Below are 18,622 nucleotides of genomic sequence, written 5' to 3'. Positions count from 1 at the left end.
AAACCGGAGACTGCTCGTGTATAACGCTCGATTCTGGGTAGAACACCTGGGCCTGCAGCCCCACCTCGAGGGTGGCTTTTACCGCCAAACCTACGTATCCAATGAATTGATTGCACAACCTCACCTCCCCCCGCGCTACAACGGCCAGCGGGCGTTTTCCACAGCCATCTACTTTTTGCTCGAGCACCCCGACTTTTCGGCGTTTCATCGGCTTAAAAGCGACGAGATCTGGCATTTCTACGCCGGTGCTTCCCTGACCCTGTGGCTCATCTCACCCCAAGGTGCACTTTCATTCTTGTTCCTAGGCCCTGATCCCAGTCAGGGACACCATTTCCAGGCAACAGTTCCTGCCGGTTACTGGTTCGCGGCCAGCCTGGACACCCCCGGAACCTACGCCCTGGTAGGCTGCACCATGGCCCCCGGTTTCGAGTTTGCCGACTTCGAACTGGCCCAGCGCGAGGAGCTGGCCCGGCAGTTTCCGCAACACCGCAGCCTCATCGAACAACTGACCCGCTAAAAAAGCTGCGCGCCGAGAAAGGACTGCCCCTTGAATACCACCGCACCCAATCGCCTGCTTCAGGCCAGAATCGCCATCTATGTAACTTTCTTTATATGCGGCCTGGTGCTGGCCGCCTGGGTTTCGCGCATCCCGGCCATCAAGCAGCATCTGGGCTTGAGCGCCGGAGAGCTGGGTTTGGTGCTTGCAAGCGCCCCCATCGGGCTGGTGCTGGCCATGCCCCTAACCGGCTGGCTCATCACGCGCAGGGGTAGCCACCCGGTGCTGGCCTGGGCTGCTTTGGGTAACTGTGCAGCTCTGCCCCTGCTGGCCCTGGCACCCAACGGCTGGATGCTGGCCCTGGCTCTGTTTGTATTTGGCTTCGCCAACGCTGCCATGGACATCTCGATGAACGCGCAAGCGGTGGAGGTTGAAAAACGCTACGCCCGGCCCATTATGTCCAGTTTCCACGCGCTGTTTAGCCTGGGGGGTCTGGTGGGTGCTGCGTTGGGGGGCGGGGCTGCGGCCATCAGCCTGGCTCCACTGCCCTTTTTTGTTTGGATGGCCCTGGGCTCGAGCCTCCTGATGTTATGGGCCATCCGACACCTGCTCGAGGTTCAGCCCGTGGCGAGCGGGCCGCGCTTTGTCTGGCCTCGAGGGGTGTTGCTGGGCCTGGGCCTCATTGTGTTCTGCACCGGCCTGGGCGAGGGCGCCGTGGCCGACTGGAGCGCGGTCTTCATGAAGCAGGAAATCGGAACCAGCGAGGCCGTGGCCGCGCTGGCCTTCTCGGCGTTTTCGGCGGCCATGGTGGTGGGCCGCCTGAGCGGCGACGCCCTTATTTATCGGTTTGGGCCAGTGGTGATGGCTCGAGCCGGTGGCTTGCTGGCTGCCACCGGTTTTGTAACCACCCTTGCCACCAGCCACCCCGAGGTCGCCCTGCTAGGCTTTGTGATGGTGGGGCTGGGTTACTGTACCCTGTTTCCGCTGGTGTTCAGCGCCGCTGGCAGGGTGCCGGGGGTGCAACCAGGAATAGCGCTGGCCTCGGTGGCGACGCTGGGCTACCTGGGTTTTTTGAGTGGGCCCCCCGTTATCGGCCTGATCGCACAGGTCACATCGTTGCGGGTATCTTTTGCAGCGGTGGCAGGGATGGCGGTGGTGATTACACTGCTCGCCGGGCTGCTGCAAGTTAAAAAATGACGCAGCTCCATGAGCTATGGAACTGCGCTCGGGGAAAGTCCGGTTGCCTATGCTGAGCTAATGGCAATCTTGCGCACCCGGGCCTGCTCTACCTTGGGCAGGGTCAGGCGCAGGAGACCGTCGGTGATGGTGGCCTGGATCTTGTCTACCTCAACCGAAGCAGGCAAAGTAAGGCTTTGCACGAAGCTCCCACGCGGCAGACCCCGCGACCAGTAGCGGCGCTCTTCGGTACCCTGGGCCTCCGGATAAGTGCCCCGAATGGTGAGGCGGTTGCCCTCCAGGCGTACCTCGAGGTCATCCTTGCGCAGGCCCGGCACCGCCATCTCCAGCACCAGGCTGTCCCCGGTCTCGTAGAGGTCGTAGGGGTAGGCACTAACAGGTACTGGGCTGCCTAAAGATGTCGTTACCTCGTTCCAGAGCCGGTCGAACTCATGGAAGAAGTCGTTCACGGTCGAGAGATTCCAGCTCCGCAGAGGCATAGTCTGAACAGGCACGTTCCGAACAATGTCCAGCATACTGAAACCTCCTTCCGTAGGGGTTGTCCTGGTCTGCTCCCTACAGCAGGGGATTATAAAACTTGAGCGTTCCTTTGTCAAGTATCATTATGACTCTAATGCATATTTAATTTTTCTCTCCTAGATTCTCAGATGAAAAACGTCGTCTGGAGGTGAAGCATGCCACGCCTACTTGCGCTCTTGTTGCTGCTGACGAGCCTGGGCCTGGCCCAGGGGTTCCGTGGTCTGGCCCTGTACACGCCCTATCCCTCGCAAAGCGTGCGGCTGGGCGAAACCATTAGCCTGCCCATCACCCTCAAGGGCTACAACCTGCCGCCACAGACTGTGCAGGTGCGGGTCGCCGAGCTGGCCCCGGGCTGGAAGGCCAGCCTGCTGGGTGGGGGCCGGGTGGTGGGCGCGGTGTATGTGCTGCCCGATGGGGAGCAGAGCCTTTCCCTGCGGCTCGAGCCGCCGCAAAATGTGCGGCCTGGCACCTACCGCTTCCGCCTGCTGGCCGAGGGCAGCGGGGTACGGGCCGAGCTACCCATTGCCCTCACGCTGGGCCAGGTGCTGCCCAAGCGGCTATCCCTCGAGACCGAGCTTCCGGTGCTCAAAGGCACCCCGACCGCCAGCTTCCGTTACCGCGTGACCCTCAAGAACGAAAGTGATCAGGACTTGCTGGTCAACCTCGAGGCCGACGCCCCCGAAAACTTCCGGGTGAGCTTCAGCACCGCCTTTGGCGGGCAGGAGGTCAACAGTCTGCCCCTGAAAGCCGGTGAGACCAAGGATCTGGACGTTCAGGTTACACCCCCCAGGCAGGTGGAGGCCAAAGTTTATGCCGTCACCCTGCGGGCTTTGGCCGGAGAGGCCAAGGCCGAGCTGGCGGTCAACCTGGACATTACTGGTCAGGCCGAGCTTAGCCTCACCACCCCCGAGGGGCGGCTTTCGGGACGGGCCTATGCAGGCCGCGAGAACCCTATCAAGCTGGTGGTCAAGAACACCGGCAGCGCCCCGGCGGAGAACCTCGAGTTCTCGGCCAGCGAACCTTCGGGCTGGGAGGTCAAGTTCGAGCCCGACAAGCTGGAAAAGCTGGCGCCAGGGGCTGAATCGGAGGTCACAGCCAAAATTAAGCCCTCAACCAAAGCCGTAGCGGGCGACTACATGCTGACCCTGCGGGCCTCTGCAGGCAGTGCCCAGGCCTCGGCCGATTACCGGGTCACCGTGCAGACCTCTACGCTGTGGGGGCTGGTAGGGGTGGCTTTGATTGCAGTAGCGGTCGGTGCGGTGGGCTTCGCCGTCTCGCGCTTCGGGCGGCGCTAGGAGGGCCTATGGTCATCGAGACCCAAGGCCTAACCAAACGCTACGGCAGGGTGGTGGCGGTGGAGGGCCTCGAGCTCCGCATCGAGGCGGGTGAGGTGTATGGCCTGCTGGGCCCCAACGGCTCCGGCAAAACCACCACCATCCTGATGCTCCTGGGCCTCACCGAGCCCAGCGCGGGCCAGGTGCGGGTGCTGGGCCTCGACCCGGTGCGCGAACCGCTCTCGCTCAAGCGGCAGGTGGGCTACCTGCCCGACTCAGTGGGTTTTTATGGCGAGATGACCGCCTGGGAGAACCTCTCCTACATCGCCCGGCTCAACGGTCTGCCCCCCGCCCTGGCCAAGACCCGCATGGAACGGGTGCTGGAGCGCATGGGGCTGGCCGAGGTGGCCCACCGCCCGGTGGGTGCTTTTTCGCGGGGTATGCGCCAGCGCCTGGGGCTGGCCGAGGTGCTGCTCAAAGAGCCCAAGGTGGTGATTCTGGACGAGCCCACCCTGGGCCTGGACCCCGAGGCCGCGCAGGAGTTTTTGAAGATCATCCAAAGCCTGAAATCCGAGGGCATCACCGTGCTGCTCTCCTCGCACCTGCTGCACCAGGTGCAGGCCATCTGCGACCGGGTGGGGCTGTTCCACAAGGGGAAGCTGGTGCTGGAGGGGCGGGTGGAGGAGCTGGCCCAGCGGGTGCTGGGGGGTGCCTACCGCATCCGCCTCGAGGCCACCCCCCAGAACGGCCTCGCCGAGCGGCTTCAGGCCTTGCCCGAGGTGAGCCGGGTGCAGTCCGACGCGCAGGGGCTGCGGCTGGAAGCCACCCAGGACATCCGCCCACAGGTGGCTAAAGCCGTGCTCGAGGCCGGGGCTGCCCTCCAGAGCCTGGTGCTGGAGCAGCCCAGCCTGGACGAGGTGTATGCCCGCTATTTCCAGGAGGTGCGCCATGCAGCGTAGTTCTACCCCGCGTCGTCGTGAAGGCTCGCCCTGGACGGGGCTGTGGGCGGTCTTCTTCAAGGAGATGGCCGACCACCTGAGCAGCACCCGGATGCGCATCCTGGAGGTGCTCATCCTGCTCTCGGCGGTAGGGGCGGTGTATGCCGGGGCCCAGACCCTGCGCCAGACCATCAGCGAAGATCCCTTCCTCCTGCTGCGGGTTTTTACCGCCGCGCAGGATCCGCTGCCCTCGTTTGTGGCGTTCCTGAGCTTCTTTTTGCCCCTGGCCGCCATTGCCCTGGGGTTTGATGCCATCAACGGGGAGTACAGCCGCAACACCCTTTCGCGCATCCTGGCCCAGCCCATCTACCGCGACGCCCTGCTGTGGGGCAAGTTTTTAGCCGGACTGGCGACCATCGCTCTCATTCTGCTGGCCCTGTTTTTGCTGGTGGTGGGGCTGGGCCTGATCTTCCTGGGCGTACCCCCCAGCAGCGAGGAGGTCGCACGGGCGTTGCTCTTCTTGCTGGCTACCCTGGCCTATACCGGGGTCTGGCTGGGCATTGCCCTGGTCACCTCGGTGCTCTTCCGCAGCGCGGCCACCTCGGCGCTGGCGGCCATTGCGGTCTGGCTCTTCTTCGCGCTGTTCTGGGGCATCATTGCCCAGTTGCTGGCCCAGGCCGTGGCCCCCTTCGACCCCTTCGACCCCGAGAGTGAGCTGCGCCAGACCGAGGCCCTGCTGGCTTTCTCACGCCTTTCGCCCAACACCCTGTACGCCGAGGCCATCCAGGCCCTGCTCAACCCTGGGGTGCGCAGCCTGGGGCCGGTGCTTATCAGCCAGCTCGAGGGGGCCTTGCTGGGCTCACCCCTTCCCCTGGGGCAGAGCTTCCTGCTGGCCTGGCCGCAGCTTACAGGCCTGATCGCCCTCACCATAGGGCTCTTCGCCGTAGCTTATGTGCTCTTCCAGCGGCGGGAGGTGCGGGCTTAGAAAAAATCAGCGATCCCAGGTGCTCTTCTGCAACCCCAGCAGCAAAACGGTGCACAGCACCATCAGCACCACCGCCAGCACCACCGCCTCGTAAAAGGGGGTGGCCCCAGGCCGGCCCAGGCGCTCGTAGATGGCCAGGGACAGGGTGGCCCACTCCGGGCGTTGTAGGGTGAGGGTGGCTCCAAACTCCCCCAGGAGGGCCGCCAGGGCCAGGGCCAGCCCGGCTATCGTCGAGGGTCGAACCAGGGGCCACTCCACCCGTATAAACCGCCGCCAGGGCGGGGCCCCCAGCACCCGGGCGGCCTCGAGCACCCCCCTGGGCAGCCCCTGCAGGGCCGGTAACAGGGTGCGGGTAAGCAAGGGGTAGCTGAGCAGGATGTAGGCCCCTATCAAAAGCCAGATGGAGCCCCTAAGCCCGGGGTAGACCAGCAGGTAGCCCAGGCCCAGGGCTACCGGCGAGACCATCAGGGGCAGCAGACCCAGCCCGTCCAGCCAGCGGGCCCCCCGCCAGACCGCATAGGCGTACAGCAGGCCCACAGGCAACACCCCCAGCAAGGCCATTGCGGCAAAGACCAGGGTGTTTTGCAGGGCCAGCAGGCCTGGGGTGAAGTCGGGGTTGTGCCACACCGAAAGCCAGGCCCCAGGGCGCTCCAGCGCGCGCCATACCAGCGCCAGCAAGGGGCTATACAGCAGCAAAAAAAACCCCGACACGCCAGTGCTCAGCAATAATGCACGCCCCCGTGTAAGGGGTCGGGGGGCTTCGGCTCCCTCGAGCCCCACCACCCACCCCGCCTGCAACCGCAGGTACAACCATAGCACCGCGCCGGTGACCCCGAGCTGCATGAGCACCAGCGCACTGGCCTCGGGAAAAGCCAGGCGCTGGGCCAGGGCCTGGTAGGTAGCCACCTCGAGCGTAGCCCACCCCGCCCCTCCCAGCAGCAAGGGCACGCCAAAACTGGTAAAGCTAAACAAAAAAACCAGGCTTCCGCTGGAGAGCAAAGCCGGGGCCAGCAGGGGAATCCCCACCCGCAGGTAGGCCCTTAGGGGGCTGGCCCCCAGGGTGCGGGCCGCCTGCATGGGGGTGCTCAGCTTGGGCAGCAGGGCCACCAGGGGGCGCAGCACCAGACCCAGGTTATAGAGCAGGCTGGCCCAGAACAAAATCCAGGGCGTGCCGTAGAGGTTAACCCCCAGCAGCCCTCGAGGGCCCACCAGACTCAAAAAACCCATCGCCACCACCAGGGTAGGCAGCACAAAGGGCACCACCGAAAAAGCCAGCCAGAAGTCCCGGCCCGGGAAGCGGTAGCGAAAGGCATAGGCCAGGGGCAGGGCCACCAGGGCACACAGCAGCGAGGAACCCAGGCCATAGGCCAGACTCCAGACCAGCCTCGAGCGGTAGTAGGGGTCAGCCAGCGTGGGCGCAAAACCCTCACCCAGACCCAGGGCCACAATGCGCCCCAAAGGGTACAGCAAAGCCAGGGCCAGGAACACCAGCACCGGCAGGGCCAGCCAGTAGGCCTTCGCCATACCCGCAGCCTAACCTAACGCCGCGCCTTTACCGCCTGTGCCGTCTGCCCTTGCACCACCACCTGCGTCCACTCACGAATCCAGCGCTCGCGATTGTTTGCGATCTGCTGAGGCGTCAAGCGGGCTGGCTCAGGGGGCACCTGGGCAAAGCGGAAAACTTCTGGCAGCCTGGCATCCCGCCGGGCCGGATAAACCCACATCTGGGTGGGGATGCTCTCTTGTGCAGGCTTAGAAACCAGCCAGTCCACAAAACGCTGGGCCGCCCGCAGATTGCGCGTACCCTTCAAAATGCCCACATACTCCACCTGGAAAAATGAGCTACGGGGCAAAAAAAGGTTGGCCGTGGGGGGCTCGGTGGGCTTGGGCTTGGCCTCGCTGTAGTACAGTTCGGCGGCCGGGCTGGTGCTGTACGAGACCACCAGCGGGCGGTCGCCGCCGGCCCGGGTGAAGTGGGTGTAGTAGGCCTCGCTCCAGCCGCTCACCACCCGCACCCCGTTCTTGCGCAGGTTCTCCCAAAAATCCAGGTACCCATCCTCCCCAAAAGCCGCCACGGTGGCCAGCAGGAAGGCCAGCCCCGGCGAGCTGGTAGCCGGGTTCTGCACCACCAGCAACCCAGCAAACTCCGGCTGCGTCAGGTCGGCGAAGCGCTGAGGTAGGGGCTTGCCCTTGAAGAAATCCCGGTCGTAGTTAAGGGCCACATAGCCAAAGTCCACCGGCGTGGCCCGGAAGGTCTGGTCAATTATCAGTTCGGGGCGCAGGTTGGGCAGCTCCGGCGAGCGGTAGGGTTGTAAAATATCGGCCTGCAATGCGCGCGAGAGCAGGGTATTGTCGAAGCCATAGATCACATCGGCAATGGGTGCACCCTTGCTCAGAATGGCCTTGTTGAGCATCTCACCGGCATCGCCGCCTTTCAGAAAGCGAACCCGGATGCCGTTCTCCTGCTCGAAGCGAGCGACCAGGTTCTTGTCAAGGCTCCAGCTATCGTGGGTAAGGACAGTCAGGGTGGTTTGCTGCGCCCACGCGGGCCATAACACCAGCAGCATCCACAGCACACCTAGCCAAGCCGACCATCCAACTTTTGGGGTTTTTTGCATAAAAAATCCCTCCATGTCATCGGGAGGGTTGCGCGTCATGCTCCCTACGGCGGTACAAACCGCATCAGGTTCAAAGGGTGTTTCTCAGCCTGGACTGCCCAGGCACCCCCGATGACGCTTGGATGATACGGCCTATTCGGGCCAATGTACAGCACCTAGCTTACGGTCTCGGTGGCCACCACCCAGAAATTCGGGTACTTGCTTCGCAAAACCCCAGCCAGGTGTGCGGCCTCGTCGGCCTCACGGGCCAGACCAAACAGCGTAGAACCTGAGCCCGACATCAGCACGCCCCTGAGCCCCAGGCGGTACAGCTCTTGTTTGAGGGCCTCGAGGTAGGGGTGCAGGCGAAATACGGAGCGCTCGAGCGTATTCCAGTAGGGGGGTTCCTCCCCTACCTGAATGGCTTCTACAACCCCGGCGATATCCAGTTCGGGCTGCCACATCTCGGGTGTGAGGCCTTTGTAGGCCTCAGCCGCCGAAACCGCAATGCCCGGATTCACCAGCACCAGCGCAGCCCGGAGGGGGGGAAGGGGGGTTAGGCGTTCGCCCACCCCCCGCCCTTCGGCCAGGCCCGGCCCCAGGAAAAAGGGCACGTCGGCCCCCAGCCCAAGGGCCAGTCTCGGCAGCTCGAGGGCTGCTGGATAGAGCCGGGATAAAGCCCGCAGCACCGCCGCCGCATCGGAAGAGCCCCCACCCAGCCCGGCAGCTAGGGGCAGGTTCTTTTCCAGCACCACCCGCACCCCGCCGGGCCAGCCAGCAGCCGTCAGGTAAGCCTGCGCAGCCTTGTATACCAGGTTATTGGTGTCGGCAGGCAGGCCCTGGCCCCGTACCTCCAGTTCAATTCCCTCGGGAATGGCCTCTACCCAGAGCCGGTCGCCCACCCGCAGGGCCGCAAACAGGGTGTGCAGTTCGTGGTAGCCGTCGGGTCGGCGGCCCAGCACCGAAAGACCCAGGTTCACCTTGGCAGGGGCTAACAGTTCCATACCTGCGCCAGCCCTTCTGCCAGAATCAGGTCTTCGGGATAGGTCACCTTGAACATCCGACGGTCGCCCTCCACCAGCGCCACCGGGTGACCCAGCCAGCGAACTAGCTGGGCATCGTCGGTGAATTCAGTCCCCGCGGCCTGGGCCTGCTGATGGGCCTGCCACAGCAGCTCGCGGCGAAAGCCCTGGGGGGTCTGCACCAACCGGTGGTGTTCGCGCGCGATCACCTCGCCGTATTGCCGATCTTCCTCCCGCACCAAGGTATCGGGCACCGGTACCGCCAGGGTGGCCGCACCTGTGGCCCGAACAGCCTCCAGCAGCCGTTCTACCGCCGGGCGCACCACAAAAGGCCGGGCCACATCGTGCACCAGCACCACCTCACCACTGGCCGCCTGCACCAGATTAAACACGCTCTGCTGGCGGGTCTGGCCGCCCGGAACGGTTTTCAGGCCATCCACCCGAAAACCCGGCGGGAGGGCCACCACCACCTCGTCGGCCCAGGCAAAGCCCTCGAGGGCCCAGTCCAGCAGGGTCTTTCCACCCACCCGCAAAAACGCTTTAGGTCCCCGGCCAATCCGTTCACCCGAACCGGCCGCAGGCAACAGCACCGAAATCTTCATGCTTGGAATCGTATCGTAAAAAAACGACTCGAGCCGCGTCACCGTCCACTGGATTTCATCTCAGCATGATATTCTCGTGGGCGTGAATATTTTTGAGGCGCTCATCCTGGGCATTCTCGAGGGCTTGACCGAGTTCCTACCCATCTCCTCCACCGGCCACCTCACCCTGGCCGCTCACCTGCTCCAGCTCGATATCGAAAACGATCCTTTTATCAAAAGCTTCATCGTGGTTATCCAGCTAGGGGCCATTCTGGCTGTTTTAGCCCTGTACTTTCAGCGTTTTTTGCGGGATATAGAGGTTTGGAAGCGCATTATTGTGGCCTTTATTCCCACTGGCATTCTGGGTTTTTTACTGGCCGATGTGATTGAGAACGTGTTCCTGGGCAACGACCTAATTGTGGTGATTAATCTGGTTGGCGTGGGCATTCTTTTGCTGTTCGTGGATCGCTGGCTGCAACACCATAAGCGCTACGACGATGTCAACCAGCTACCAGCACCTTACGCCATACTGATTGGCCTGTTTCAGGCCGTTGCCATGATGCCAGGGGTCTCGCGTAGCGGGGCTACCATCGTGGGGGGTATGGCCCTGGGGCTATCCCGTCGGGCCGCCGCTGAGTTTTCCTTCATTCTGGCCGTGCCCACCATGCTCTCAGCCACCGGGTTCTCCCTGCTGCGCCACATGGACGATTTCCGCGCCGACAATTGGGGACTGCTGGCAGTGGGCTTTCTGGCCGCTTTCGTATCGGCTTTGCTAACGGTGCGCTGGCTTCTGGGCTTCGTGAGCCGCAACAGTTTTGTACCCTTCGCCATCTACCGCATACTGATTGGGGTGGTGTACGGGGTGTTTTTCCTGCGTTAGTCGAGCTCGAGCTCCTGTAGCTCGCCCCAGCGCGGCGCCCTGGAATACTCAAGGCCAAACAAATCCAGAATACGCTGGGTCATAAAAGCCAGCAGATCGTCGATGGTTTTGGGCTTGTGATAAAACCCAGGGGCTGCCGGGAGAATGGTAGCCCCAGCCTGGGCCGCTCTAACCATGGCCTCGAGGCTCGGCAAAGGCAGCGGGGCCTCGCGCGGTACCAGCACCAGGGGGCGACGTTCCTTAAGGGTTACATAGGCCGCCCGGGTCAAAAGGTTATCGGCCAGACCATAGGCCACTTTAGCAAGAGTGGTCGCGCTGCACGGCACAATCACCATACCCAGGGTACGAAAGCTTCCCGAGGCGATGGGGGCCCCCAGGTCGCTGCTGCGGTGCACCCCGTGGGCCAGGGCCTCCACGGCCTCGAGGCTCAGCTCCGCCTCCTCCACCAGCACCCTCTTGGCCCCCTGACTCATCACCAGGTGGACTTCCAGCCCACCCATCCGTCGCAGGGTTTGCAGCAGATCCAGAGCGTAGGGCATCCCCGAGGCGCCCGAAAGCCCCACCACCAGTCGCTTGGGTACACTCATGCGCCAAGTGTACAGGCAAGCCCCTGCTGCAAATGCAGCCCCTAATGAAAACCAGGGTGCGTGCCCGGCGTTCTGTCGCGAAGTTTTTTTGAAAATCACCCTAATCTTCTTCTTCGGGCGGCTGCCAGGGCAGACCGCTAAAAAACTCCCGCAACAGCTGGCCCACCAACCCCCCGAGGGCCAGCAGAGCAATCAGGTTGGGGATGGCCATCAGGCCGTTGAGGGTATCGGCCACGCTGGTCAGAGCTGCCAGCCCACCCAAGGGCCCCACGAAAGCGAAGGTTGCGAAGGTGAGGCGGTAAGGCCAGCGGATACCCTCACCAAATAAGTAGGCCGCCCCTTCCTCGCCATAAAAACCCCAGGAAACCATTGTTCCCAGCGCAAAAACAGCTAGCATGAGTCCCAGCGCCGCCACCCCCAGCGGATGCTCGGCGAACAAAGCACGGGCCGCTTCTACCCGGTCGCCGCCCAAAAAGCGCTGCCAGAGCCCGCTGGCAATAAAGGTCAGGGCCATTAAGGTGGTCACGGTTAGGCTCAAGAGCATCTCCGTGAGACCCCAGAAACCCTGTCGCACCGGGTGATCGACCTGGGCCTGGGCATGGGCAATGGCGGCTGAACCCAACCCGGCTTCATTGGCAAAAATCCCCCGTCCCACCCCCGCCTTTAGGATTTCGGCCAAACCCAGCGATACAGCCGCCCCTGCTGCACCCCCAGCCGCTGCTTGAAAACTAAAGGCAGAAGAAACAACCAGCACAAAAGCTGCAGGGAGGTTCTCGAGGTGAATGAAAATAAGGGGTAGAATCGCTAGGAAAAACAACACCAGCTTGAGGGGCACCACCACCTGGGCAAACCGTGCTACCGAACGAATGCCGCCGGCCAGCAAAATTCCCACCAGAAGCGCGACCAGCAAGCCGGTAATCGCAGGTGGCACGTTGAACTCCTGAGCCAGGGCCGCCCCCACTGCCCCCGCCTGCGAAAGGTTGCCAATTCCAAATGCCGCAATGGCGGTAAACAGCGCAAACAGCGCCGCCAGCCAGGCCATCCGCCGGCCCAGGCCATAGCGGATATACACCATAGGGCCACCCAGCACCGAGCCATCGGTGTACTGGCGGCGAAAGTGCACCGCCAGAACCGCCTCGGAGAACTTGGTAGCCATACCCACCAGGTAGGCCACCCACATCCACAACACCGCACCAGGCCCCCCCAACAGCACTGCTCCCACCATGCCGATGATATGTCCGGTTCCGATGGTAGCCGACATGGCAACCATGGCGGCCTGGAAGGGCGTAATCTGACCTCCAAAGCTCAGGAAACGCTCCCGGATGGCCCCCAGTGTTTCGCGAAGCGCAACACCTAGCCGACTGAACTGCGGAAAGCCTGCACGAAGGGATAGGTACAGGCCCACCAGGATGAACACCAACATCATCCATTCACCGTAGACCGCTCGATTGACGTAGTCGTTAAGTGTGAGTATATCCATAGGCTGCCTTTGCTTTATCTAGCTTCCGGCCAGACTTCCACAGGTACGCCCCGGCTGAGGCGCAGTTGACGCATGTCACGCTCAAAAAGCCCCACCCGGCCTTGCATGTTAAGGCGGGGCTCGGGGCGCAGGGTAGCCTCCAGGGTTTTGGTGCGCAAGCGCACCATAAACGCTCCCCCCACTAAGCCCTGCCAGTGTGTAAACAAACCCTCATCTATGGCTGCCACCCCCTGTCCCCCACCATACAAAGTGAGCACCACCAAAGGCTCTGGCTCAACTGTGAGATGGTTCCGGGCCTCGAGCAAGCCCAGCCGCAACAGCTTGCTGAGCACCTGGGCCGTCTCGAGGGGCGAAAGTCGTCCGCTCATCAAGGCTTGGGCCAGGCTCTTTCCTTGCACCTGGGCCAAAACATCGGCCTCGAGGGGACTGAGCTGGGCAGGCTCTTGAATCAAGCAGCCATGAAGCGTCAGTTCCCAGTTATGGGGCAGGTGTACCTCACTCCAGGCTTCAAACTGGTGCAGGATGAGTTGGTGGGTCTCGAGGCTGCGCTCGATGCTGCGCTCGGGGGTGGCCTGCTCCGCATCGAAACGAAACGGCGCCGATTTGAGACCAGCCAGGAGCTCGAGGGCTTTCAAACCCCGCAACGGGCCAGCTTCAGCATGTACTGGATGCCCACCTTCAAAATAAACGCTACCCGCAAAGCTGGGGTGCTCGATAAGTAAAGCCCCACCCCTGGCCACCCCCATCAGGGTCTCCAAGAGCCGCAAAAGGGGGAACTCCGCCAGGTTTCCGCTTAGCACATTCCGGCCTCCTGTAACTTCAATTGCTCGTCGTACAGCAGTCTTATTCTACACAGTAAATTGTCGTGGTTCAGTTCAAGGAAGCCATCTCACCCATCCTAGGCCCCGATCGGCTCGGTATCGTACAAAGAGCCCTCGCGCGACACTTAGCAGGAATTAACCCATCAAGGGTCAGCAGCCGATACACTATGGCCGTGTACGCCATTTCCCAGGCCTTGCGTTCATTGCGTCAGCATCTAACCAGTACCCTGGCCACCTTTTTTACCGCCCTGGTGTCGTTTTCGCTCTTGTTTTTGCTGGGCCTGTTGCTATGGAATCTGGATCGGATTGTGACCTCGCTCGAGCGCGAGCTGGAGGTGGCGGCTTTCCTAAAACCTGGGGCTCAGGTTACCGAGATTCTCAACCAGGTCAAAGCCTGGCCCGAAGTCGGCGAGGCTCGCCTACAAACCAAGGAAGAAGCCCTGGCCACGCTACAACTTGATTATCCTTACCTGGCCCAGGCCCGCGAATTCATCCAGAACCCCCTTCCCGACACCATTCGAATCAAGCTGAACGACGCCCAGGCCGTGCGCGAGGTGGGACGAAGGGTGGCCCGATTGGAAGGTGTAGACAGCGTGGAATATGGTGGTGCTCTCACCGAGCAGTTGGTGCGGGTGCTGGCGGGCCTGCGGGTGGCGGTAAACATTCTGGTTGTTCTACTTCTCCTGGATACGCTTTTTAGCGTAATGGGCACTATCCGGCTTTCCATCGAAAACCGCCGCGAAGAGCTTCGAGTAATGCAACTTGTGGGGGCCACTCGGCGCTTCATCCAGGGGCCTTTTGTGGCCGAGGGAACGCTGCTTACCCTAGCCGCTGGCCTGGTAGCCCTGGGGCTGGGGGTGGTCTCTTATCGCTTCCTGGCCGAAGCCCTGCAAAACCTGCTGCCCTTTGTGCCGGTACTGGCCGGCAACGACCTGGCTCGAGCGGCTGTAGCCATGCTGGTGCTGGCTATACTGCTGGGCGCTACCGGCGCCTACCTGGCCAGCCGGGCCAACCTGCGGGAGACCGATTTATGAGGCAGCGGTTAGGGGCTTGGGGTCTCATGGGCCTGTTGTGGGTGCTCGCCCTTCATCCTTGGGCGCTTGGGCAGCCCAGCCTCAACCAATTGCAGCAGCAAGCCGAGCAAAATCGGCGGCTTCAGCAGCTACAACAGCAGCGCATCAAGCAGCTCAATCTTGACTTAGCTAGCCTCGATGCAGCAACCAAACAGCAGATTCAGGAATTGCGCCGCCTGGAGGCCGAAATCACCCGCCTCGAGCGCGAGCGAGCCGAGCTAACTCGACAAATAGAGCTGCTGGAAAACCAGAAAAAGCAAGCCGAAGCCCGCATAGCCAGCCTGCAAAAGGAGCTCGAGGGCCTGCGCGAGCGGCTCTCGGCGCTGCTGCAAAGCCTGCACCGCGAACGAGCTGGGCGCTACCTGCCCCTTTTACGAGCCGAGTCCTTCACCGATTTATCGGTACGGAGCCGGTGGATAGGTGTGCTGGGGCAACACCAAACCGATCTTATGGAGCGCATCAAAAATACCGTGCGCCAGCTTGAGGAAGAGCGGGTACGGCTAGAATTGCTGGTGAATACCCTGAGCGAGCGTCGGGCCGAGCGGCAACAGCGTATTGCTGCCCTAGCCCAAAACCGCCAGACCGTGCAGCTCACCCTAGCCAATCTGCGGCAGCAGCAGGCTGGACGGCAGATTATTCTGCGCGAAACCCTACAAGCCCAGGCTCAACTACAGGCCGAACTACGGCTATTGCAAGGCCGCATTGCTGCCGAGCTACGGCGTATCGCCGAGGAACGTCGCCGGGCCGAGGAAGAGCGGCGCCGCCGCGAAGCTGAAGAGCGCCGCCAGAGAGAGCTGCAGGCCCAGCGCCAGCGCGAAGCAACCGCCCGCCGTGAACGCGAGATAGCTGAAGTTCCGCGCGAACTGGTGGGGGCTTTGCAGTTTCCTGTGCGCGGTGGACGCGTTGCCGAGCCCTACGGATTCCAGGGCAACGACTGGCAAACCCTCCAGGGAGATGAGGCTTCCAGTCCCATTGTGGCTGCCGCCGATGGAGTAGTGATCGATAGTCTGTTTATAGCCAACCTAGGCTACACCCTTACCATCCGCCACTCCGACCAGATGGCTACACAGTATGTGAACGTACTCGAACCCCGCGTCTCGGTGGGCCAGCGGGTTACACAAGGCCAGGTAATTGGCTTTACCGGCGGGGGTGTGCTCATTCCCAGTAACCAAATGTGGTTCCGGGTAATTGTCATTGATAGCAGCGGAAACTTTCGCTACGTCGACCCATCCAGGTATTATTAGGCTGCTCCAGGTACAAAGCATAGGCCCCGTAGGAGATAAAAGCGAAAACCGGAGCCTTGGCAACTCCGGTTTTTACCTTTTGGACTTGGTGGGCGATCCGGGACTCGAACCCGGGACCTCACGCTTATCAGGCGTGTGCTCTAACCAGCTGAGCTAATCGCCCCCACAGCGAGTTATGAGTATAGCGGTGGCTTTGCCATTGGTCAAGCTGATGTGTTGACGTTTGGGCTTCAGGTCGCTAGACTTGTGGGTGCGCCTGAGGCCTTGGCCCAGGTACAACCAAATCGAGGCGTAGCGCAGCCTGGTAGCGCACACCCTTGGGGTGGGTGTGGTCGGAGGTTCAAATCCTCTCGCCTCGACCAAAAGAAAAGCCGTTCAGGACAAGATTATTGACCCACGTCAAATCAGCCCTGAACGGTTTTCTTTGTATTTGGGGAGTTACCGGGGAGTTACTAAGGCTCAATAGTTCTATGGAATCATTGGGGGCAGATTATGCCTAAGAAACTCAAGCGGGCAAACCGGACAGGGTCGGTCTATTTCGATAAGTCAAAGAAACGCTGGATCGCCCAGATTACACTTGGCTTTAATCAAGAAGGCAAACAAGATTTTTTCAAGCGCTCATATAAAACCAAGACCGAGGCCGACAACGCGTTGGCCCGCCTTCGTACCCAGCATGAAATCGGTGAGGTAGTTCCACCAAGTAATTTGACCGTTCGAGAACTACTTGAGGATTGGCTTACTTGGAAAGCAATGCGTGATTTGCGCGAGACAACAAAGGCATCTTATAGCTCGGTAATACGACTATACCTGGTTCCGGCTTTGGGTTCGAAGCGAGTGCAGGCCCTAACCACATCGGATATTGAACGTGCATATGAGACTATGCGTGAGCCTCGGGCGGATCATCGGGGCAATGGTAAAACGTATGTACCATCCCGCGAGCAAATCGTATTGGTGCACCGAGTTCTCAAGCAAGCCCTGAAAGAATGGGGTGTTGGGCGGGGCATTATTAAGAAAAATCCCGCCGACAAGGTGAAAATACCAAAATACAAGGCCAAACGCGGCGAAGTAGGTGGAGGAAGGGCAAAGTACGAACCATACTCGGAATCTGAGTTACGCCAATTCCTTGAGGCCACTTTTGAACACCATTTATTCATTGCCTTCTTTCTAGCTGGTGCGATGGGTCTTCGGGAGGCAGAGATTGCAGGCTTACGCTGGAAGGATGTGGCCATTGATGCTGAGCAACTCAACCCCGAAGGCGAAGGCCAGTTGTGGGTTCGTGTGCAACGCACTCGAGTGGGTGGAAAAATTATCGAAGGTTCACCCAAATCTGAGCGTAGCAACCGCCCCTTACCACTATCTGCAAAAGCAGTTGCCACCCTACGCGTGCACCGAGAACAACAACAAGATTGGGCCCGAGAGTATGGCTGGCCTTGGTCAAACGACGGTTTCGTGATTGCAAAACCAGAGGAAGGAACTCCACTGCGCCCAGACTCGATTTGGAAACGTTTTAGAAGCCTTACCAACCGTCTTGGCTTACGCCCTGTAGCCTTCCACGATCTTCGTCACGGCTTTGTGAGCATTATGGCTGCCAAAAGGGTACCCCTCGAGGTCATCTCAAAGCTAGTAGGTCATCACTCGGCTACCTTTACTGCCGAGGCCTACCGGCACATTTTTGCCGCTGAGGGTTTGACAGCAGCCAAAGCGATGGACTCGGTCAGTCCCGATGTAGGAATACGTACTCTTACACTAAACTCAGCTTCAGAAAATACCAAGGACGAGCCCGAGCCAACCCCGGGCTTGATGCGCCGCAAACTTACTACGTATCAAGCTCAGCGCATAAAAACCCGTATTAAAGCGGGTGAACGGCCCGAAGATGTGGCTGCAGATTATGGAATTTCGTCCCGTATGGCCCGGTACATCGCGAATGGTGAACGTTATGGACGGCTCGAATCAGATGCATCGGTAAGCAACAAAAAGTTGGCTATTCGCAATAAGGTTTCTAGGGCCAACTAGCTGGTGTCTACTTCCCGACCCACAAAACGACTGCATGTGATCCAGAAGCTTTGGCAAGCCTTTTTAAAAAACCTTTTAGCAATCCAAATTGCACGATACCAACCCTCCAAAAAGCGCTTTAGGATGTTATCAAACCATTCACAAAAGGAGTTACGCTGTCTTAACTGGCGAATGTGCTCCAAAAGGTCTGCACTGTCGGAAGGCTCCAGGGTGGTCGTGATCTGCGTCCGTTGAACTTGTTTGCGGACATTTAGCCACACCCCCATGAAGCCTGCCCACTTGCCCCAGTGGTCTTTATAAGGAGCCATGGCCTGATCAAAAGTGTGGGAGCTGTAAAGGTACCTGAAATCGCTCCTGTATTTGAGATCAACGCAATTTGACGGCACCTCAGTACCTACGGCTTTTGACCAAACCCTTTTTAGCCATCCAAGAAAATCGCCATGCTCGAGGTCTAGGTCTGTCAAAATATGCAGGTGGGGCTGTCTATTACTCTGAAAGCCCTGCCACCATACCGCACCTTTTGCTTGTTTGGACAGCAGCCTCGAAAAATCGGCTCGAAATGCTTCTTTTGATCTACACCACTCAACTGATCTTAGGTTAGTTGGTAGGGTTAGCGTCACAAGGTAGCAGGGATGAAATCCCAAAGCCTGGAGATCTTCAACATGCTTTTGAATGCGACGAATTGCCTGCCGACCACTTTGAACCAGACCATCAAATCCACCACGCCTGAGATTATTGAGGCTGTTTTGAGAAGGAGAGCGCTCATAGTGAATCTCAAGTCGGCCAGGTGTCTCTGTGACTACCAGACTGGGGTTGATGACAGAATCTCCGAGAATTGACAAGCCCGTTTTTTTATTTACGCGGTTTTTTTTGTACGTCATCGAAACCTCTCACCAGCCCCAAACCTCGGAGCAG

Annotated in this window: 18 protein-coding genes, 2 tRNA genes and 1 riboswitch; of the genes, 10 read left to right on the top strand and 10 right to left on the bottom strand. The window is 60.5% G+C overall.

What is annotated here, in order from left to right; all coding sequences use genetic code 11:
• The first annotated feature begins 16 nt into the window (after positions 1-16).
• Entirely contained in the window at positions 17-517 is a 501-nt protein-coding gene (locus Q0X18_RS00220; RefSeq protein WP_297557179.1) for a cupin domain-containing protein, read from the top strand.
• 30 nt (positions 518-547) lie between these two features.
• Entirely contained in the window at positions 548-1,693 is a 1,146-nt protein-coding gene (locus tag Q0X18_RS00215) for an MFS transporter (RefSeq protein WP_297557177.1), read from the top strand.
• A gap of 47 nt (positions 1,694-1,740) precedes the next feature.
• On the opposite strand, the gene Q0X18_RS00210 is transcribed toward Q0X18_RS00215, so the two are convergent.
• Complete coding sequence (locus tag Q0X18_RS00210; protein ID WP_297557175.1) at positions 1,741-2,208, bottom strand: Hsp20/alpha crystallin family protein; 468 nt, start codon at positions 2,206-2,208, stop codon at positions 1,741-1,743.
• A 159-nt stretch (positions 2,209-2,367) separates the two neighbouring features.
• On the opposite strand from Q0X18_RS00210, the gene Q0X18_RS00205 reads away from it, so the two are divergent.
• From Q0X18_RS00205 to Q0X18_RS00195, 3 genes are read left to right on the top strand one after another with little or no spacing between them, the layout of a single operon-like run.
• Positions 2,368-3,507 carry an NEW3 domain-containing protein gene (locus tag Q0X18_RS00205; protein ID WP_297557173.1) on the top strand — a complete coding sequence of 380 codons (1,140 nt, stop codon included), beginning with the start codon at positions 2,368-2,370 and terminating at the stop codon, positions 3,505-3,507.
• An 8-nt stretch (positions 3,508-3,515) separates the two neighbouring features.
• Positions 3,516-4,445 (top strand): ABC transporter ATP-binding protein, encoded by a 930-nt coding sequence (locus Q0X18_RS00200; RefSeq protein ID WP_297557172.1) that lies wholly within the window; start codon positions 3,516-3,518, stop codon positions 4,443-4,445.
• The gene (locus Q0X18_RS00195; protein ID WP_297557170.1) at positions 4,435-5,409 is read left to right on the top strand and encodes an ABC transporter permease; all 975 of its coding nucleotides are present in this window, start codon (positions 4,435-4,437) and stop codon (positions 5,407-5,409) included. Before Q0X18_RS00200 ends, Q0X18_RS00195 begins: the two co-directional genes overlap by 11 nt.
• Before the next feature lie 6 nt (positions 5,410-5,415).
• Here Q0X18_RS00195 and Q0X18_RS00190 read toward each other — a convergent pair whose 3' ends face one another.
• The 4 genes from Q0X18_RS00190 to ispD all read right to left on the bottom strand — a co-directional run bounded on the left by Q0X18_RS00190 (position 5,416) and on the right by ispD (position 9,630).
• Entirely contained in the window at positions 5,416-6,933 is a 1,518-nt protein-coding gene (locus Q0X18_RS00190) for an iron ABC transporter permease (RefSeq protein WP_297557168.1), read from the bottom strand.
• Positions 6,934-6,947: 14 nt separating this feature from the next.
• Complete coding sequence (locus Q0X18_RS00185; RefSeq protein ID WP_297562895.1) at positions 6,948-7,976, bottom strand: thiamine ABC transporter substrate binding subunit; 1,029 nt, start codon at positions 7,974-7,976, stop codon at positions 6,948-6,950.
• Positions 7,977-8,050: 74 nt separating this feature from the next.
• Positions 8,051-8,147, bottom strand: a riboswitch (TPP riboswitch).
• 35 nt (positions 8,148-8,182) lie between these two features.
• The gene (gene ispE, locus Q0X18_RS00180; protein WP_297557166.1) at positions 8,183-9,010 is read right to left on the bottom strand and encodes a 4-(cytidine 5'-diphospho)-2-C-methyl-D-erythritol kinase; all 828 of its coding nucleotides are present in this window, start codon (positions 9,008-9,010) and stop codon (positions 8,183-8,185) included.
• Entirely contained in the window at positions 8,998-9,630 is a 633-nt protein-coding gene (gene ispD / locus Q0X18_RS00175; protein ID WP_297557165.1) for a 2-C-methyl-D-erythritol 4-phosphate cytidylyltransferase, read from the bottom strand. Before ispD ends, ispE begins: the two co-directional genes overlap by 13 nt.
• A gap of 82 nt (positions 9,631-9,712) precedes the next feature.
• Here ispD and Q0X18_RS00170 point away from each other — a divergent pair, with 82 nt between their 5' ends.
• Positions 9,713-10,489: an undecaprenyl-diphosphate phosphatase gene (locus Q0X18_RS00170; protein ID WP_297557163.1), complete on the top strand. Its 777-nt coding sequence runs from the start codon at positions 9,713-9,715 to the stop codon at positions 10,487-10,489.
• Here the strand turns inward: Q0X18_RS00170 and Q0X18_RS00165 are convergent.
• From Q0X18_RS00165 to Q0X18_RS00155, 3 genes are all read right to left on the bottom strand, one after another.
• The gene (locus Q0X18_RS00165) at positions 10,486-11,076 is read right to left on the bottom strand and encodes a UbiX family flavin prenyltransferase (RefSeq protein WP_297557162.1); all 591 of its coding nucleotides are present in this window, start codon (positions 11,074-11,076) and stop codon (positions 10,486-10,488) included. The two genes, Q0X18_RS00170 and Q0X18_RS00165, sit on opposite strands and share 4 nt — an antisense overlap.
• Positions 11,077-11,176: 100 nt before the next feature.
• Positions 11,177-12,556 (bottom strand): sodium:alanine symporter family protein, encoded by a 1,380-nt coding sequence (locus Q0X18_RS00160; protein ID WP_297557160.1) that lies wholly within the window; start codon positions 12,554-12,556, stop codon positions 11,177-11,179.
• 14 nt (positions 12,557-12,570) lie between these two features.
• Positions 12,571-13,356: a DUF4388 domain-containing protein gene (locus Q0X18_RS00155; RefSeq protein ID WP_297557158.1), complete on the bottom strand. Its 786-nt coding sequence runs from the start codon at positions 13,354-13,356 to the stop codon at positions 12,571-12,573.
• A gap of 194 nt (positions 13,357-13,550) precedes the next feature.
• On the opposite strand from Q0X18_RS00155, the gene Q0X18_RS00150 reads away from it, so the two are divergent.
• Positions 13,551-14,411, top strand: coding sequence for an ABC transporter permease (locus Q0X18_RS00150; RefSeq protein ID WP_297557157.1), 861 nt, complete (start codon positions 13,551-13,553; stop codon positions 14,409-14,411).
• Complete coding sequence (locus Q0X18_RS00145; RefSeq protein WP_297557156.1) at positions 14,408-15,694, top strand: murein hydrolase activator EnvC; 1,287 nt, start codon at positions 14,408-14,410, stop codon at positions 15,692-15,694. Before Q0X18_RS00150 ends, Q0X18_RS00145 begins: the two co-directional genes overlap by 4 nt.
• A gap of 86 nt (positions 15,695-15,780) precedes the next feature.
• On the opposite strand, the gene Q0X18_RS00140 is transcribed toward Q0X18_RS00145, so the two are convergent.
• Positions 15,781-15,857 (bottom strand) — tRNA-Ile (locus Q0X18_RS00140).
• Between the two features lie 122 nt (positions 15,858-15,979).
• On the opposite strand from Q0X18_RS00140, the gene Q0X18_RS00135 reads away from it, so the two are divergent.
• Positions 15,980-16,056: transfer RNA gene (locus Q0X18_RS00135), tRNA-Pro, on the top strand.
• Positions 16,057-16,186: 130 nt separating this feature from the next.
• Positions 16,187-17,707 (top strand): tyrosine recombinase XerC, encoded by a 1,521-nt coding sequence (gene xerC / locus Q0X18_RS00130; RefSeq protein WP_297557155.1) that lies wholly within the window; start codon positions 16,187-16,189, stop codon positions 17,705-17,707.
• On the opposite strand, the gene Q0X18_RS00125 is transcribed toward xerC, so the two are convergent.
• A complete protein-coding gene (locus Q0X18_RS00125; RefSeq protein WP_297557153.1) occupies positions 17,704-18,588 on the bottom strand; it encodes a hypothetical protein in 885 nt (294 codons plus the stop codon). The two genes, xerC and Q0X18_RS00125, sit on opposite strands and share 4 nt — an antisense overlap.
• Positions 18,589-18,622 lie beyond the last annotated feature (34 nt).

Origin of the sequence: Meiothermus sp. (assembly GCF_026004075.1) — a bacterium.
GTDB lineage: Bacteria > Deinococcota > Deinococci > Deinococcales > Thermaceae > Meiothermus.
Note: the sequence above shows the minus strand (reverse complement) of the source record. Positions and strands in the feature narration are given on the sequence as shown.

Excerpts from the sequence above, each read along its gene's own strand:
- ispD (WP_297557165.1), bottom strand. The coding sequence starts at position 9,630 with ATGAAGATTTCGGTGCTGTTGCCTGCGGCCGGTTCGGGTGAACGGATT.
- Q0X18_RS00160 (WP_297557160.1), bottom strand. The coding sequence starts at position 12,556 with ATGGATATACTCACACTTAACGACTACGTCAATCGAGCGGTCTACGGT.
- Q0X18_RS00210 (WP_297557175.1), bottom strand. The coding sequence starts at position 2,208 with ATGCTGGACATTGTTCGGAACGTGCCTGTTCAGACTATGCCTCTGCGG.
- Q0X18_RS00185 (WP_297562895.1), bottom strand. The coding sequence starts at position 7,976 with ATGCTGCTGGTGTTATGGCCCGCGTGGGCGCAGCAAACCACCCTGACT.
- Q0X18_RS00125 (WP_297557153.1), bottom strand. The coding sequence starts at position 18,588 with ATGACGTACAAAAAAAACCGCGTAAATAAAAAAACGGGCTTGTCAATT.
- Q0X18_RS00205 (WP_297557173.1), top strand. The coding sequence starts at position 2,368 with ATGCCACGCCTACTTGCGCTCTTGTTGCTGCTGACGAGCCTGGGCCTG.
- Q0X18_RS00190 (WP_297557168.1), bottom strand. The coding sequence starts at position 6,933 with ATGGCGAAGGCCTACTGGCTGGCCCTGCCGGTGCTGGTGTTCCTGGCC.
- Q0X18_RS00195 (WP_297557170.1), top strand. The coding sequence starts at position 4,435 with ATGCAGCGTAGTTCTACCCCGCGTCGTCGTGAAGGCTCGCCCTGGACG.
- Q0X18_RS00145 (WP_297557156.1), top strand. The coding sequence starts at position 14,408 with ATGAGGCAGCGGTTAGGGGCTTGGGGTCTCATGGGCCTGTTGTGGGTG.
- xerC (WP_297557155.1), top strand. The coding sequence starts at position 16,187 with ATGCCTAAGAAACTCAAGCGGGCAAACCGGACAGGGTCGGTCTATTTC.
- Q0X18_RS00200 (WP_297557172.1), top strand. The coding sequence starts at position 3,516 with ATGGTCATCGAGACCCAAGGCCTAACCAAACGCTACGGCAGGGTGGTG.
- ispE (WP_297557166.1), bottom strand. The coding sequence starts at position 9,010 with ATGGAACTGTTAGCCCCTGCCAAGGTGAACCTGGGTCTTTCGGTGCTG.
- Q0X18_RS00165 (WP_297557162.1), bottom strand. The coding sequence starts at position 11,076 with ATGAGTGTACCCAAGCGACTGGTGGTGGGGCTTTCGGGCGCCTCGGGG.